Below are 17233 nucleotides of genomic sequence, written 5' to 3'. Positions count from 1 at the left end.
TCCAACTTGGCCGCATATCCAATACACCACATGACGCCATAAGGAGTCCCATTCATGGAACAGTTCTACCTTGATCTGACCCAGTGGGTCGACAGCACGGCGACACACATCTGGTCCTTCATGCTCTACATTCTCCTCGCCGCCGGAATCTGGCTGACCATCCGCACGCGGTTCATTCAGTTCCGCCGACTCGGCGACAGTTTCAAGCTGATGTTCGCCGGGCTTCTCGGCCGAAAATCCGGGGAAAAGCGCGAGGGGGACGTCTCGCCCTTTGCGGCGCTTTCCACGGCCCTCGCCGCCACGGTCGGCAACGGAAATATCGGCGGCGTGGCCATGGCCTTGTTCACCGGAGGGCCGGGGGCCATTTTCTGGATGTGGATCTGCGGCTTCGTCGGCATGGCCACCAAATTTTCGGAAGCGCTCCTCGGCGTCAAATACCGGGAGAAATATCCCGACGGCACGATCGCCGGAGGCCCGATGTATTACATCAAGAACGGTTTCCGCAACAAGAAGGCGGCGGCCGTGCTGGCCCCGGCCTTCGCCGTCTGCGGCGCTTTTGCCACCCTCTTCGGCACCGGCAACATGATGCAGGCCAACCAGATGGCCCTGGCCTTCCAGAGCGAATTCGGAATCCCCAAACTGGCCACCGGAATCGTGATCACCATTCTCGTGGCCCTGGTCATCATCGGCGGGATCAAGCGGATCGGCGCCGTGGCCGGGAAGATCGTTCCGACCATGCTGTTTCTTTATTTCGGAATCGGGCTGATCGTCATCATCACCCATATCGACGCCCTGCCGCGGGCTTTTTTCCTGATTTTCGAAAACGCCTTCACTCCGACGGCGGCCGCCGGCGGCTTCCTCGGAGCCACCGTTCGCATGGGCATTCAGATGGGCTTCCGCCGCGGCCTGCTGACCAACGAGGCGGGTTTGGGAAGCGCCCCGATCGCCCACGCCGCCGCCCAAACGCCCTCGCCCGTCCACCAGGGGATCATGGGCATCGGCGAGGTCTTCATCGACACCATCGTCGTCTGCACCATCACGGCGCTCATCAATCTCAGCACCGGGATGTGGATGAGCGGGCTCAACGGAACGGCCATGACCGCCGCCTCGTTCTCCAAAACGTTGCCCTTTGTCGGAGGGCTTGTCGTCGGCCTGTCTTCGTTTTTCTTCGGCTATACAACCTTGATCGGCTGGTATTACTACGGCGAGCAATGCATGAAGTTCCTTTTTGGAATCAAGGTGACTTACCCCTACCGGTTCATCTACGTCGGTCTTTGCTTTATCGGCTCTCTCATTTCCATTCAGCTCGTCTTCTATGTCGGCGACATCGCCAACGCCTTCATGGCTCTGCCGAACCTCATTGCGCTCGTCGTGCTCAGCGGCACGGTGGCCGGCACCGCTCAGGCATTCTTCTCCAAACACAAGCGACTCGAGGACTTCGAAGCCGGAGCGGACGCCGCGCCCGAACGGTAATTCCCGATCCCCGGCCCGCCGGGTCGATATTGCGGGCGGCACAACGTTTATGTTATAAGACAATTTCGAACGCCCGGTCCAGGATAAGCCAGGAACATTGATCAAAACCGGACGAAAACGCAATCCCCAACCCCTTGGCCTGCACGTGCGTTCCGCCCACCATCCGCAAGGAGTCTTGAATGGAACAATTCTACATTGATCTGACGCATTGGATCACCGTCACCGCGGAAAATATCTGGTCCTATATGCTCTACATTCTTCTCGCCGCCGGAATCTGGCTGACTCTCCGGACGCGCTTCATCCAGTTCCGTCACCTCGGAACGAGCTTCAAGCTCATTTTCGCCGGGTTTCTCGGGAAAAAGGGCGGGAAGGACCAGGAAGGCGACGTCTCCCCTTTCGCCGCGCTGTCGACGGCCCTTGCGGCGACGGTCGGCAACGGCAACATCGGCGGCGTGGCCACGGCCCTTTTCGTCGGCGGCCCGGGGGCCATTTTCTGGATGTGGATTTGCGGATTCGTCGGCATGGCCACCAAGTATTCCGAAGCCCTGCTCGGCGTGAAATACCGCGAGAAACACCCCGACGGCATGATCGCCGGCGGGCCCATGTACTACATCAAGAACGGCATCAAAAACCAGTCGATCGCCCGGCCTCTCGCGGCCGCCTTCGCCGTCTGCGGCGCCTTCGCCACCCTGTTCGGCACGGGCAACATGATGCAGGCCAACCAGATGGCCCTGGCCTTCCAAAGCGAATTCGGCGTGCCCAAGCTGGCCACCGGGATCGTCATCACCGTTCTCGTCGCTCTCGTCATCATCGGCGGCATCAAGCGGATCGGCGCCGTTGCCGGCAAGGTCGTCCCCGCCATGCTCATCCTCTATTTCACTCTGGGCTTCATCGTCATCATCGCCCACATCAGCGAAATCCCCAAAGCCTTCCTGCTCATTTTCGAACATGCCTTTTCTCCGTCCGCCGCCTTCGGCGGATTTGTCGGCGCATCGGTCAAAATGGCCATGCAGATCGGTTTTCGCCGCGGTCTGCTGACCAACGAGGCCGGTCTCGGCAGCGCCCCGATCGCCCACGCCGCCGCCCGGACACCCTCGCCGATGCATCAGGGTCTGATCGGCATCGGGGAAGTGTTCATCGACACCATCATCGTCTGCACCATCACGGCGCTCATCAACCTGAGCACAGGCATGTGGACCAGCGGGCTGAACGGGACGGCCATGACCGCCGCCTCCTTCTCCAGCACCATCCCCGTTCTTGGAGGTTTGGTCGTCGCCTTCTCTTCCTTCTTCTTCGGTTACACGACGCTCCTCGGCTGGTACTATTACGGCGAGCAGTGCCTGAAATACCTGTTCGGCCTCAAAGCCACGATCCCCTATCGGTTCATCTTTGTTCTTCTCGTCTTCACGGGATCGCTCATTTCCATCGAACTCGTCTTCTTCGTCGGCGATATTGCCAACGCCTTCATGGCCTTGCCCAACTTGATCGCCCTGATGGTTTTGAGCGGAACCGTGGCCGGATATTCACGGTCGTTCTTCAAGCAATATCCGAAGATCGAGGATTATCCGACGTGAGCACTCGTCCGGGGATCGTCGGCTCCGTCCGGCCTTCCCGGATCGGGTTTTTGACGGCGGAGCCGGCATCATTCCGTGCCGAGCCCGAAGCCGTCTCAGAATGAACTCAGGGTCAGACGGATCGCAGATGTCCCGCAAGGCCGCGGCGTTGCCGCTGTTCTTCGCCGTTCTTTTTCTCTCCTTCGCCGACCAGTCTCTCTTGCCCCCTCTGCTCAATCCGCTTCTCCGGGATTTCTTCGGCGGAACGGCCGATATCGTCCCCCTCGGCTGGACGGCTTTCCTCTTCACGGCGTGTTCCGCCCTGGCCATGCTGGCGGCCGGAGTCGCCGCCGACCGGAGCGCCAGAAAAAAACTTTGCATCGCGGGATGCCTGGCCGCAGGCGCGGCTTCGGTTCTTGTGGTCTTCGCTCCAAACGGTCCGGAGGGATACCGGTTCTTTCTCGCCACACGGGCTCTGGCCGGGCTTGGGGCGGGTGCGGTCGTTCCGGCGGTCTTCTCCATGACCGGGGATGCGGTCGGCCGGGCCCGCCGGGCCTCGGCCTTCGGACTCCTCTCGGCGGCCATGATCGTTGGGCGCATGGGCGGATTTCTGGCCGGCGGTCTCGTCGCACCGTCCTGGAGAACGGCCTACTTCGCCGCCGGATTGGCCAATCTGGTTCTGGCCGCAGGTCTTGTCTTTTTCCGCGAGCCCGCCCGCGGTTCGGGTGAAGACGAACTCCGCAACGCTCTTGACGCCGGAGCCGTCTATCGGTTTCGTCTGAGTCTCAAAGACATGGCGGTTCTCTGGAAAAGGCGGACCAATCTCTGGCTCGTTCTGAACTTCATCGACGTCATCCCCGGCGCCGTCATCGTCTTTCTCATCTTCAAATACATGGAAGACGTCCACAACATGGGCGCGACGGTCGTCAACGGGCTTGTCCTGGCCGTTTTTACGGCCGGGGCGGCCGGCGCCCTGGTCTTCGGCCGGCTGGGGGACATCTGGTTCCGCAGGGAGCGGCGCGCCCGGGTCTTCGTCGCCTTCGCCTGCAATATCGTCCCGATTGTCTTTATGTTCGTCTTTCTCCGGGCCGATTTCCGGCTGATCGACGGCACAACCCTGGCCGCCGCACTATCGCTTCCCGCCGTCCGGCTTCTCGGTCTGGCCGTCGCCGCCGCCGTCTTCATCAACCAGGGCGTCAATCCGAACTGGTACGGGACACTGACCGACGTCAATCTTCCGGAACATCGGGCGACCATGGTATCCTTGGCTACGGTCATGGATATGGCCGGAAACGCCATCGGCCCCCTCGCCGCGGCATTCATCGCCTCCCAAAGCGGCGTGGAGTCGGCCATGGGTTCGGTTTTGGGATTCTGGGCCCTGAACGCCTTCCTCTGGATCCCCGTGATCCTTTATGTCCGGCGGGATCTGGAGAGCGTCCGGCAAACGCTCGAAAAACGGGCGGCTGTGCTGGAGGCGGACGCAGCAACCACGTATCCTGACACACAAAGCGTCTTCCCGACATGAAAAGAATCGCCGTTCTCCTCAACCCTTCGGCCGCAGGCGGCCGGGCCCTTCGCTTGAAACCCGTCCTGGAGTCGCGGCTTTCTGAAGCGGGAGTGGTGTGTGATCTTCATGTTTCGGAAAACGAGGCCCATTTCCGAAGGTTGTCCCGGGATCTGGCGACCCGCACCGGGATTCTCGCGGCGGCCGGCGGGGATTCGGCTCTGCAAATTCTGGTCAACGAAATCATGCGTCTTGAGAAGCGGCCGGCCGTCGCTTTCATCGGTCTCGGTTCTTCGAACGACATCGGTCGCGAATTCGAAACCGAAAGCCTCGACAAAGCCTGCGCGGCTCTTCGCCGGGGACAAAGGCGGCCGATCGACCTGGGCCGCATTTCCTGTCCCGGAACAGACCCGGTCTGGTTTGTCGGCCAGGCCAACATCGGACTCGGAGCGGTCGTGAATGCGCGGATGGAGGCATGGGCAGGCCGAACCCCCCATTTGGCCCGAGCCCAGACCCCGGCCGGGATTCTGGCCGTCATGAGAGCCTTCCGGAGAAAACAGGTTCCCGTTTCCCTGTCGATTTCCGCTGACGGAGACAAAACGATTGAAGGCACCTTCACCGCGGCCGTGTTCTCGAATATTCGATATTGGGCCACGGGAAAACTCATCGCACCCGCCGCCCGGCCCGACGACGGGCTTCTCGATGCCTGCCTGATCGGAGACATGTCTTTTCTCCGGTTGGCCCGGATCGCCCGGCTGGCCGGACGCGGCGGCCACACGGAAATGCCGGATGTCCGTCTGATGACGGGCCGGCGCTTCTCCATCTCCTCGCCGGACGGATTTGAAGTTCAGACGGATGGATTGATCCTCGGCCTCGGAAATCGGACGGAGTTATTTCGCGACATCACCATCGAGGCGGTTCCCCAAGCCATCCACTTCATCGCCTGACACCGATTTTTCCGGAAGGCTGATTTTTCGGGCTTCCTGTTGAAAATCCTGCTGCCAGAGGATCAGCCCCTTGACCCCGCCGGCATCGTCCCGGACAAACTGGATCCGGATGAACGGGTCGACGGAGAAAAAAAAGGCCGGGCTTTCGACATAAAATTTTGTGGCCGTCTGTCCCGTGGGCCGGATGACCAGGTAATAGCCCTCATGGGTGACATCGAGGATGTAATCCGGCGTCACTTCGTATCGCCCGACATATTCGGTATAGACCGAGGGGTCAAGCCTGTAGAGAGGCTTCTCGACCGGCTTGAATCCGGGCCAGTCGTAGGCCGCCGAGAGCGCCCGGAAGATCTCCTCGATCAACACGAATCCGTTCGAACTGTTGGTCATGACGGCGGCGCCCTGACCCCGATAGGGATAGACAAAGAGCCAACAGGCATAACCCTCGGTTTTTCCCATCAGATGAAAGAAGATATCCTGGCCCGAACCTTCGACCATGAAACCGAAACTCCGATCACCGGATTGGGGCGAAAACAGGCCGCGGGCCGAAACGTGAGAAAGCAGATGATCCGGCTCGCCGCGGGCCGCCGCCATCAGGCGGGCGACAAACCGGATGAGATCTTCCGGGGTCGTCCACAGTCCCTTGGCCGCCGATTCGGGATAAATCCGCCATCCGCCTTCGATGAGACGCCCCTCGCGGTCGTGGCCCAGGGCCGCACGTGATTCGAGCCCGGGCGGGGGAACAATCTCGAAGGTGCTGTTTTCCATGCTCAGGGGATCGAGGACATTCTTCTTGATGAGGGCTGCGAATGATTCGCCGTGGATATCGGCAAGAAGCTGCTGCAGAATGACATAGCCGGATTCGGATTCCACCTCCACGACGGAAGGCCGCCGAGGTTCGGCCAAGGGAAGATTATTGGCGGGATGTTCGCCGTTCAGAATCTGCAGGAGGCTGGGAATCGGCCCGTCGGGAGGATATCCTGGAAAAACCTGGAGCAGAAGACCGTCGGACTGTGACAGCAGTCCCCGCAGAGTCAGGTCCGGAACGCCGGGAGGAAGACGCCACGAACGGAGATGAAGGCGGATGTCGTCGGAAAGCGCCAGGCGGTTCTCATCGACCGCCCGGAGGACGGCCGCAGCCGTCACCGGTCGGCTGAGGGCGCCCGCCTGGAACATGGTATCGGGCGTGACCGGATCGAAATTTTCTCCGTTCTTGTAACCATAGGTCCGGGACCAGGCAAGGGCGTTTTCGTCCATCACGGCGAGGGATAAACCGGGCACCCGGTAAAACCGCATCCGTGTTTCGAGGTCCATTTTTTCCGGGGTCGTGCCCTTGATGAAGACCGCATGCAGAAGTCCTTTTTCGACGTTGCGGATCCTTTTTCGCTCCAAGGATTCCTTCGTTTCGCAGGCGGCGGTAAATACCAGGAGAAAGGCCAGGGCCGGAGCGGCGGCTTGACGGGCAATCCGCCTCATTTGAGTTTTCATGGCAGAACTCATGGGTTTCTCCTTAGACATATCTGTCTTTTTAGCATACAGGAAAGACGGCCCCATCGAAAAGCCCCTGATGACTCCGCCTGAATCACCGCCGGCCGTATGGATCGGTGTGTTCGTGTCATCCATGGTATCATGGATGAACGGCAAGGACTCATGAGCAAGAAAATGGACAACCGATCGCAAATCGCCGAAACGCCCAGGAACGTCTGCCCGGCGTGCCGGAGACCGGCGGCCACCTGCCTGTGCGGGCTCATCCGTCCTTTTTTCATTCCCGTTCCTTTTGTCATCCTTATCCATCCCAGGGAGGCGCGCGAACACAAGACCGGAACCGGCCGGCTGACCCATCTCTGTCTTGAAAACTCCCGGATTCTCACCGGAGTTGATTTCACGGCCGATCCGGAAATCAACCGTCTCCTCGCCGATCCGTCCTTCGCCCCCGTCGTTCTTTTTCCGTCCCGCAATCCCGTTCCGCTCGACGATGCCTATTTCACGGACCTCCGAAATTCGGGAAAGACGCCGCTCATTTTCGTCATGGACGGGACCTGGATCGGGACCCGCAAGATGTTGAAGCTCAGCCGGAACCTGGATTCGCTGCCGAGAGTCTGTCTCATTCCCAAAGATCCGAGCCGTTTCGCCGTCAAGCATCAACCTCATCCCTGGTGTTTGTCGACGATCGAAGCCGTCCACGGCCTGATCGACCTGTTCGACCGGCGCGGACTCGTTGAGGCCGGGGGACGGCACAGGGTTCTGCTGGATGTCTTGCAGGGCCTTGTCGAAAACCAAGCCCGTTTCGCATCAGACAAGGAGGGACGGGGTTACCGGAAACGGCCCGCCAAGCCTCCCGACAAGCGATCGGTTTCTCTGAAGAACCGCCGCCGCATCCCTTTTCCCGAAGATAAATGATCAAGTCCCGAAACGCCCTAAAATTCAAATTCGACACCGAAGACGGGCAACAACCCCCACCCTGAAATGCGGCCGGGTTGCCGCTCGATGGTGTTCCAGGTCACAGCAAAGACGTTTTTCCGATTGAAGACGTTCCACAGGCTGAGATAGAGGGTGAGATTGACGCTCCGGACCGAAGCCTCTTGAAAAATGATGCGGCTTCGATTATGTTTGAAACAATCGTTTTAAATAATTCTCCGGAAAGGAGACGTCCTGTTGAAAAAAGCCGCGCCGACCTCGCTCCACACGAAAGGCTTTTGAATTTCTTTCTGGCCCTCATGGAGGGAGGCATCGCCTGGCCGGGAATCGCCAAAGCTTATCTTTACGAACCCCTGATGAAAAACAACTACGAGACGCCTTTCGTCTCCCAATTCAACGATTTTATCGCAGATCTCATGTCGAAGCTGAAAGACATCCGAATCAAGGACGGAGCCGCGGATCCGCGTCTGGTCTTCATTCAAGTCCTGAGCGCCGCGATGCTGCCGGGGCTGATGCCCCGTCTTTTTCACGGCTTCTCCGGAGCGGATTTCAACGATCCCGAGTTGAGACGCGCTTATGCCGTCGACCTTCTGGCCCGCTATTTCGAGACCTGACGGGAGGAGGCGGTCCACATGTCGAAACAAAGGAACGGAAAGCTCGAAGACGCCTCCGGATTCGTCCGGAAGCGGACGTATTACGACGCCCATCCCGACTTTACCCGCCCGCTCGACAAGATCCCCGATGACATCCGCGAGCGCGTGCTGAGGAGACTTCGCTTTCTTTACGGAGATGCGGCCTCAGGCACGATCATGCCCGAGCTGGAGCGGATTCTGCAGGTCCACCAGGCCCATAAACCACCCGAGATGCTGGAAAAAGAGAAAACCTACGATCCGCGCGAACGGTTTTCCGAGCAGGACATGATTCTGATCACCTACGGCGACATCGTCAAAGGCCCCGGAAAAACGCCCCTATCCACGCTTCATGATTTCGTCAACACCTATAACCGCGGCGCCATCAACACCCTCCACCTCCTTCCCTTTTTCCCTTACTCTTCGGACCGCGGCTTCGCCGTCGTGGATTTCAAGCAGGTCGATCCGGAACTGGGTTCCTGGGCGGACATCCGGGAGAAAAAACGCCGTTACGACCTGATGTTCGACGCCGTCCTCAACCATGTCTCTTCGCGAAGCGAGCTGTTCCGGGAGTTCCTCAACGGGAATCCCCGGTTTCGGGATTATTTCATCGCCTATGATTCTCCCGACGACCTCACTCCCGATCAGCGCAGAAAAATTTTCCGGCCCCGGACCTCGGACATCCTGACCCGATTCGAAACCCTCGGCGGCCCGAAATGGGTATGGACGACATTTTCCGAGGATCAGGTCGATCTGAATTTCCGGAATCCCGAAGTTCTGATCCAGGTTATAGACAGCATGCTTTTCTACATCCGCAACGGGGCCGACATCCTCCGCTTGGACGCCGTGACCTATATCTGGGCCGAACCCGGCACGGAAAGCGTCCACCTTCCGCAAACCCACGAAATCGTGAAGCTGCTCCGCGATGTCGTCGACAGCGTGGGATCCGGCGTGGCCCTTGTGACGGAAACCAACGTGCCTCACGAAAAAAACATCGCGTATTTCGGCGACGGCACGGACGAGGCCCACATGGTCTACAATTTCGCTCTGCCGGCCCTCGTTCTCCACACATTTTACCGGGAAGACGGCCGGGCGCTCTCCCGGTGGGCCGCCGATCTCAGGCCGCCGTCCGACACGGCGACATTCTTCAATATTCTGGACACCCACGACGGCATCGGACTCCAGGGCGCCAAGGAGATTCTTTCCCCGGAGGAGATCGCATTCATCGTCAAGACGGCGGGCGCCCGGGGCGCCTACATTTCCCATAAAATGACGGACAATCGGACCGAGGAACCCTACGAGATCAACACCACATGGTGGAGCGCCGTCAATGACGACAACGGCCGGGAAGGCTTGGCCGGGCAGGTTGGCCGCTACATCGCATCCCGCAGCATCGCCCTCGTTCTGCGGGGCGTGCCGGGCATCTACGTCCACGGTTTCATGGGTACGGCCAACGACCACGGACGGGTCAAGGAAACGGGCGTCAAGCGCGATGTGAACCGCGCCTTCATCGACAGCGAACAGGCGGCCCTCGACATGACGGATCCCGGATCCAAACTCTTTCTCATCCGGAGTGCGGCGGCGAAGCTCCATCTTCTGCGGACACGGCATCGGGCTTTCCATCCCCGGGGCGGCCAGAAGGTGCTCCATCTCTCGCCCGGCGTCTTCGCGGTCGTGCGCCTCTCGCCCGAGGGCGATGACCGGATCCTCGCCCTGACCAATGTCACGGGAAAAAAGATCCTTTTAAAAATCCCGCTCACGGACGTGGGGACGGATGCCGGAGTCTGGCTGGATCTGGTGAGTGAAACACGGCGGGAAGCCCGCGGCGGCGCCCTCGAAATCCCCCTTGAGCCTTATCAGGTCGCCTGGCTCAAACCCGAAAGATGATGACGGTCGTTCTGAAGCCGGATGTGAGCCGAGCCGAGGATTGGGAAGTCTTCAAACGAATCGATTGACAATCGGAAGCGATCCCATTTAAAGTTCTTCTCTGGAGGTCCTCATGCCTTATATCAAACCGTTTCGGGGCGTCCGCCCGCGCCGCGACATCGTCCACCTGGTGGCCGCGCCCCCCTACGACGTCCTGAGTTCGGACGAAGCCCGCGACATGGCGAAAGATAACCCCTATTCCTTTCTCCACGTCGGGAAGCCGGAAATCGACCTGCCGCCGGGAACGGATCTTTATTCCGATGCCGTGTACGCCAAGGGCAAGGAGAATTATGAACGCTTCCTGCGGGAGGGCGTCATCGCGCCCGACCCCCGGGATTGCTTTTACATCTACAAGCAGGTCTGGGGCGATCATGTCCAGACAGGTCTCGTGGCCGCGGCCTCCTGCCGTGACTATCTCGACGACATCATCAAGAAACACGAGCTCACCCGGCCGGACAAGGAAAGCGACCGGATGCGGCACATCGAAACGTTGAATGCCCAAACCGGTCCGGTCTTTCTGACCTACCGGGCGTCGGAGGCGATCGACGCGATCGTCGCCGGCGTCTTGAAAGAAAAGCCCGAATGCGATTTCGCCACGGACGACGGCGTCCGCCACATCTTCCATGTCGTCTCCGATCCCGATCTCATCGCCCGGATCCAAAAAGAGTTCGCCAACCTCGATTGTCTCTACGTCGCCGACGGACACCACCGCTCCGCGGCCGCAACCCGCATCAAGGTCAAACGGGAAAAAACCGACCCGAATCACACCGGCGAGGAAGCCTATAACTTTTTCCTGACCGTCATCTTTCCCCACAATCAGATGAAGATTCTGCCCTACAACCGCGTCGTCCGGGATCTCCATGGACTTGACGGCCAAACTTTTCTGAACCGCGTCGCCGAGAGATTCGAAATCGTCGCGGCCGGCCGCAAGACGCCGAATCGGCCCAAAGAGATCTGCATGTATCTTGACGGGACCTGGCATGTTCTCGAGGCCAAAACCGGCACATACGATGCCGCCGATCCCATCGCTTCCCTGGATGTCTCGATTCTGCAACGCAATCTTCTGGAGCCGGTTCTTGGAGTGGCCGATCCGCGGACGGACAAACGCATCGACTTCGTCGGCGGAATCCGCGGCACGGACGAGCTCGAGCGGAAAGTCGACGGAGGCGGATTCGCCGTCGCTTTCAGCCTGTTTCCGACGACCATTGAACAGCTGTTCGACGTGGCCGATTCCGGAAAGATCATGCCGCCGAAATCGACCTGGTTCGAACCCAAGCTCAAGGACGGGTTGGCTGTCCACACCATCGACGAATGAAAGACACATCCGGCGCCGAAACGCCCGCGTCGGATGTCCTCGCACGCATCCATGAAGAGGCGCGGCGCTTCTTCCGCAAAGCCAGGGGCAGCCACGGTTGGGATCACACGGAGCGTGTTGTCAATCTTTGTCTGCGGATCGGGAAAAAGGAAGGAGCCGACCTCGAGGTCCTCGCCCTGGCCGCCGTTCTTCACGATATCGGCCGCGGCGAAGAGGATCGGTCGAACGGCGCCGTCTGCCATTCCCAAAGCGGCATCATGCTGGCCCGTGGCATCCTGAAAAGACACGGCGTTCCGGAAAGGACCGCCGCCCGGGTCCTTCACTGCATCGGCACCCACCGCTTCCGGAAAAAAGCGGGCCGGCGGTCCCTGGAGGCCAAGGTGCTTTTCGACGCCGACAAGCTGGACTCGATCGGCGCGACGGGGATCGGCCGCGCTTTTCTCTTTGCCGGAGAGATCGGGGCCCGTCTCCACGACGCAAACGTCGATCCCGACCGAACGAAACCTTACACCGCGGACGACACGGCCTATCGCGAATACCTCGTCAAACTCAAGACGATCCGGGACCGGATTTTCACCCGGGAAGGCCGCCGCATCGCGGAATCGCGCCACCGTTTCATGGTTCGATTCTTCGACCGCCTGAACAGGGAAACCCAAGGCCGCGTCTAAGAGTTCCGGATATCGAGATCATTCTTTTCGATTGAATCCGTTCTTGCCGGCAAGCTCGGCACAGCGGATGCCGCGCGGGTTGAAGCATCGGTTACAGGAAATGCATGCCGACTTGGCGGCCGCCCCTTCCCTGAAATGTCTGACCAGAAAAGGATCCCGGATGAGCGGCCGGCTGAGAGAGACGAGGTCGGCCCGGCCTTCCCGGACGATCCGCTCGGCGACGGCCAGGGTGCGGATTCCCCCGAGGGCAAAGACCGGGACTTTGACGGCCCGCTTGATCTCGGCGGCGTTTTCGACAAAATAGCCCTCCTCGTCCTCGCTTCGCAGTCCCGGCTGGACTGAGCCGCGTCCCGCTTCGGCCATCCCGCCGCTGACCTCGATGCCGTCGATGCCGTCATTCTCCAGAAGGTGGGCGATCCGGACGGCGTCGCCAAGAGAAAGGCCGCCCTCCAGAAAGTCCGTCGAGTTGAGCTTGACGATCACCGGAAAATCCGAGCCGCAGGCGGCCTTGACTTCGCGGAGAATTTCAACAAGAACCCGGGCCCGGTTTTCGACCGAACCTCCCCAGACATCCGTGCGGCGGTTGGTGTGGGGCGAAAGGAAACTCGAGAGAAGATAGCCGTGGGCGGCGTGAAGCTGAACGCCGTGGAATCCGGCCCTGCGGGCCCGGACCGCGGCCGCCGTGAAGTCGGCGATCAAGATTCGGATCTCCTCGGGGGCGAGTGCGCGCGGTTCGGTCTTGGAAACCGGGTCGGGGACGGCGGAAGGCGAAACGGGGACACAGCCGCAGAGTTTCTCCTTCGTCTGGCGGCCGGCATGGGCGACTTGGAGAAACACGCGCGAGGAAAAACCCGCAACGGCATTGGGAATCCGCGACAGCCCCTCGATAAATCGATCCTCATAAACGGCCATCTGGCGCGGGCTGGCCTTTCCCGAAGGTTGGACATGGGCATGTCCGGAGATGATCAACCCGACTTCGCCCTCGGCCAACTTCTCATACAGGTCAACCTGGGCATCCGTGACAAACCCGTCATCGTCGGACAGGTAATCATGGGTGGCCGACCGGACGAAGCGGTTGGGAATTTCGAGTCCGCCGATCCGGACGGGCGAGAAGAGGATGTTTCTGTCAATGTCCATTTCGTTATGTCCTTTGGAAGGGATGGGACAACGAGAGAATCATGGTAAGGATTTCCGGATGTGTTTGTCAAATTCGTACAAACCGGACAACGGCATCCGGCAAAAATCCCTTCGGGGTTGCCGGAGAAGTCCCGATCGATTAGAATAAAGACACAACACATCGCAAAGAATCGGTCATTCGGACTTTTGTTCTTCGCCGTTCATTCGGCAATACAACAACACGGAATGGCATTCGGGAGGAATAATGTCACGTTTGATTCTCGTATCCAACAGGCTTCCCGTCACCGCGGAAAAAAAGCGGGATGCCCTTGCCTACCACCCCAGCGTCGGCGGCCTGGCGACCGGGCTCGGGTCCTTTCACAAGGGGAAAAAAGACAACATCTGGGCGGGATGGTGCGGTCTTCCGGCCGAGATTCTCAAAGGCGCGGACGACGTAAAAATGCGGGCCGATCTCCGGAGCGGTTTCGGATGCTTGGCCGTCGACCTGTCCCGCCGCGAGATCGAGACCTATTACCACGGCTTCTGCAACAAGACGATCTGGCCGCTGTTTCACGGCTTTTCGTCCTATGCGACTTTCGACAAAGCCCAGTGGGAAGCTTACAAGCGCGTCAATCTGCGCTTCCGCGACGAGCTGGCCGGGGACCTCCGCCCGGGCGACACCGTCTGGGTTCACGATTACCATCTCATGCTTCTGCCCTCCCTTCTTCGGGAGGTCCAACCGGAACTGTCCATCGGCTTTTTCCTGCACATCCCGTTTCCCGCTTCCGAGCTCTTTCTCCAGATCCCCTGGCGAAGCGAGATCCTGGAAGGTCTTCTCGGGGCGGACCTGATCGGTTTCCACACCTACGAATACGCTCATCAGTTTTTTGACACTTCACTGCGGCTGCTTGAACTCAAGCACAGTCTCGGCCGCCTCATGTACGGCAACCGGCTGATCAAGGTGGACAGTTTTCCCATGGGCATCGATTACGACCGGTGGGCGGGCGCATCCGCCCTGCCCGATGTCGGGCGGGAGATCGAAAAACTTCAAAAACGGACCCTGGGGCGGAAAGTCATCATCTCCGTCGACAGGCTCGACTACACGAAGGGCATTCTCCACCGTCTTCAGGCCTTCGATATCTTCCTGGAGAAATTCCCGCAGTACCGGGAAAAGGTCATCCTGATCCAGGTCACGGTGCCCTCCCGGACCAAGGTCGAGCAATACATGACCCTCAAAAGGAGCGTGGACGAGGCGGTCGGCCGGATAAACGGTAAACACGGCACAATCGGTTGGATGCCGATCTGGTACCTCCATCGCTCGCTGCCGTTTCCTTCGCTGTCCGCCCTTTATGCCCTGGGCGACGTCAATCTCGTCACACCCCTCAAAGACGGCATGAACCTCATCGCCAAGGAATACGTGGCCGCCAAACCGGGCAACCGCGGCGTCCTCGTTCTCAGTGAAATGGCCGGGGCCGCCCAGGAATTGGGCGAGGCCCTGATCATCAACCCCAATGATACGGAAGGCATGGCCGCGACCCTGAAGCAGGCCCTGGAGATGCCGGAGGACCATCAGGCCGAACGGATGACGGCCATGAAATCGCGTCTCAAGCGATACAGCCTCGATAAGTGGGCCGCGGATTTTCTGGCCCGGCTGTCCCAGACGAAACAGATCCAAAACGATCTCGGCGCAACACTGATCACGGATAAGACCAAAACGGAAATCCTCAAAGCCTACACGGCGGCCCGAAAACGGCTGCTTCTTCTCGACTACGACGGGACGCTTGTTCCCATCGCCGAAAGGCCGGAAAAAGCCCGTCCCGACACGGACCTCCTCGACATGCTCGAAAGACTGGTCCGTCCCAAGGACAACACCGCGGCCATCGTCAGCGGACGGACGCGTCAAGCCCTGGACGAATGGTTCCGAGGCCTGGATCTTCACCTTGTCGCGGAACACGGCGCATGGATCCGGGATCCCGCCGGAGCCTGGACGATGACGGAATCCCTGAGGTCCGATTGGAAGCCGGAGATCCGTCCCATCCTCGAGCTTTTCGTCGACAGAACACCCGGAGCCTTTATCGAGGAAAAAGAATTTTCACTCGTCTGGCATTACCGGGGCGTCCCCTCGCGCCTGGCCTCGACACGGGCCGGGGAGCTCAAGGAAGCCCTGTTCCATCTCGCTTCCGGCTTGAACCTGTCCGTCATGGAAGGCCGAAAAGTCCTCGAAATCAAAAACGCCGGAATCGACAAGGGGAGCGCGGCCGAAAGACTGCTCCATGCGGGCAACCATGATTTTATTCTTGCGGCGGGAGACGACTGGACGGACGAAGACCTCTTCGCCGTGCTGCCCGACTCCGCTTTCTCCCTCAGGGTGGGTCGGGAGCCCTCTCGGGCCCGGAACCACGTCAAGTCGGTCGAGGAATTCCGCGGCCTTCTCGAAGATCTGATAAGGAGCGAAAATGCATAATCTCGAAAGCTACCTCGGCATCGTCGGAGACGAGACGATCGCCCGGATCCACCGCCGGGCCCGGACACTCTACGACAAGCATATTCTTCATATCAATTCGAGTTTTCAGGGAGGCGGCGTGGCCGAGATTCTGTCGTCCCTCGTCCCCCTGATGAACGACGCCGGCCTGGACGCCGGATGGCGCATCCTTCACGGCAATCCGGATTTTTTCGGCATCACCAAGAAATTTCACAACGCCCTCCAGGGCGGAGCGATGAATTTTACGGAGATGAAGAAGCGCGTTTACCTGCAGACGAACCGCGACTTCTCCATCTATTCGCACTTCAATCACGACTGCCTGGTCGTTCACGACCCTCAGCCCCTGCCGCTTATCAACTTCTTCAAGAAAAACCAGCCCTGGGTTTGGCGATGCCATATCGATCTCTCCTCGCCGCATTCGCAACTGTGGGCGTTCCTGAAGACGTTCATCCTCCGCTACGATCTCGTCATCGTGTCGAGCGAAGCCTACAAAAAGGCCGACCTTCCGGTCGAACAGCGGGTCATCGCGCCGGCGATCGATCCCCTCTCAGCGAAGAACATGCCGTTGACGCCCGACACCATCGCCAAGTCTCTCAAGAAAAACGGCATCCCCACGGACAAGCCGATCATCACGCAGATCTCGCGCTTCGACAAATGGAAAAACCCGGAGGGCGTGGTCGAGATGTTCAAGATCATCCGCAAGGAAGCGGACGTCCGCCTCGTCCTCTGCGGAAGCATGGCCATGGACGATCCCGAGGGTTTTCGGATTTATGAGCGAGTCCGCAATAAGGCGCGGGCTCTCATCGAAAGCGGAGACATCATTCTGCCGACAACCGAAAACCAGATTCTGGTCAACGCTCTCCAGCGGAGTTCGGCAGTCGTCGTCCAGGCATCGCTCCGCGAGGGATTCGGCCTGACCGTGACCGAGGCCATGCTCAAGGGCCGGCCTGTCGTCGCCTCACGAATCGGCGGCATCCCTCTTCAAATCGACGACGGCGTGGACGGATTCCTGCTCGAACCCGAAGATATTCCGGGCTTCGCCGCCCGTGTCCTGGAGATTCTCCGCCTTCCCGACGGCGGCCGGGAGATCGGGGAAAACGCCAGGGAAAAAGTCCGGAGGAAATTCCTCATCACCCGCCTGCTTCTCGACTACCTGGACCTGATGAACGAGCTCCTGGCTTGACGGATCAGCCGCCCTGTGCTAA

General features: G+C 59.8%; 13 protein-coding genes. 11 read left to right on the top strand and 2 right to left on the bottom strand.

The features are described from left to right. Nucleotides 1-54 precede the first annotated feature (54 nt). The 4 genes from SCM96_04920 to SCM96_04905 all read left to right on the top strand — a co-directional run bounded on the left by SCM96_04920 (nt 55) and on the right by SCM96_04905 (nt 5477). Nucleotides 55-1473, top strand: a complete 1419-nt coding sequence (locus SCM96_04920) for a sodium:alanine symporter family protein (protein MDW7759965.1) — start codon at nt 55-57, stop codon at nt 1471-1473. A gap of 179 nt (nt 1474-1652) precedes the next feature. Continuing rightward, the gene (locus SCM96_04915; protein MDW7759964.1) at nt 1653-3047 is read left to right on the top strand and encodes a sodium:alanine symporter family protein; all 1395 of its coding nucleotides are present in this window, start codon (nt 1653-1655) and stop codon (nt 3045-3047) included. A gap of 127 nt (nt 3048-3174) precedes the next feature. Next, entirely contained in the window at nt 3175-4551 is a 1377-nt protein-coding gene (locus SCM96_04910) for an MFS transporter (protein MDW7759963.1), read from the top strand. Further along, entirely contained in the window at nt 4548-5477 is a 930-nt protein-coding gene (locus SCM96_04905) for a diacylglycerol kinase family protein (GenBank protein ID MDW7759962.1), read from the top strand. Before SCM96_04910 ends, SCM96_04905 begins: the two co-directional genes overlap by 4 nt. On the opposite strand, the gene SCM96_04900 is transcribed toward SCM96_04905, so the two are convergent. Further along, a complete protein-coding gene (locus SCM96_04900; GenBank protein ID MDW7759961.1) occupies nt 5421-6974 on the bottom strand; it encodes a serine hydrolase domain-containing protein in 1554 nt (517 codons plus the stop codon). The genes SCM96_04905 and SCM96_04900 overlap by 57 nt on opposite strands. Before the next feature lie 150 nt (nt 6975-7124). Between SCM96_04900 and SCM96_04895 the strand changes: the two genes are divergently transcribed. The 5 genes from SCM96_04895 (at nt 7125) to SCM96_04875 (ending at nt 12430) form a co-directional block, all read left to right on the top strand. Beyond that, a complete protein-coding gene (locus tag SCM96_04895; GenBank protein MDW7759960.1) occupies nt 7125-7874 on the top strand; it encodes a tRNA-uridine aminocarboxypropyltransferase in 750 nt (249 codons plus the stop codon). 206 nt (nt 7875-8080) lie between these two features. Then, nucleotides 8081-8506 carry a hypothetical protein gene (locus SCM96_04890; protein ID MDW7759959.1) on the top strand — a complete coding sequence of 142 codons (426 nt, stop codon included), beginning with the start codon at nt 8081-8083 and terminating at the stop codon, nt 8504-8506. An 18-nt stretch (nt 8507-8524) separates the two neighbouring features. After that, entirely contained in the window at nt 8525-10408 is a 1884-nt protein-coding gene (locus SCM96_04885; GenBank protein ID MDW7759958.1) for a sugar phosphorylase, read from the top strand. Nucleotides 10409-10520: 112 nt separating this feature from the next. Continuing rightward, a complete protein-coding gene (locus tag SCM96_04880; GenBank protein MDW7759957.1) occupies nt 10521-11762 on the top strand; it encodes a DUF1015 family protein in 1242 nt (413 codons plus the stop codon). After that, on the top strand, nt 11759-12430 hold the full coding sequence (locus tag SCM96_04875; GenBank protein ID MDW7759956.1) for an HD domain-containing protein: 672 nt from the start codon (nt 11759-11761) through the stop codon (nt 12428-12430). The genes SCM96_04880 and SCM96_04875 overlap by 4 nt, the downstream gene beginning before the upstream one ends. Before the next feature lie 18 nt (nt 12431-12448). Here SCM96_04875 and SCM96_04870 read toward each other — a convergent pair whose 3' ends face one another. Then, nucleotides 12449-13567 carry an NADH:flavin oxidoreductase gene (locus SCM96_04870; GenBank protein MDW7759955.1) on the bottom strand — a complete coding sequence of 373 codons (1119 nt, stop codon included), beginning with the start codon at nt 13565-13567 and terminating at the stop codon, nt 12449-12451. Between the two features lie 244 nt (nt 13568-13811). Between SCM96_04870 and SCM96_04865 the strand changes: the two genes are divergently transcribed. Next, nucleotides 13812-16010: a bifunctional alpha,alpha-trehalose-phosphate synthase (UDP-forming)/trehalose-phosphatase gene (locus tag SCM96_04865; GenBank protein ID MDW7759954.1), complete on the top strand. Its 2199-nt coding sequence runs from the start codon at nt 13812-13814 to the stop codon at nt 16008-16010. Then, entirely contained in the window at nt 16003-17211 is a 1209-nt protein-coding gene (locus SCM96_04860; protein ID MDW7759953.1) for a glycosyltransferase, read from the top strand. The genes SCM96_04865 and SCM96_04860 overlap by 8 nt, the downstream gene beginning before the upstream one ends. Nucleotides 17212-17233 lie beyond the last annotated feature (22 nt).

Source organism: Acidobacteriota bacterium (genome assembly GCA_033549365.1).
Lineage (GTDB): Bacteria > Acidobacteriota > Aminicenantia > Aminicenantales > Saccharicenantaceae > JAWSUF01.
Note: the sequence above shows the minus strand (reverse complement) of the source record. Positions and strands in the feature narration are given on the sequence as shown.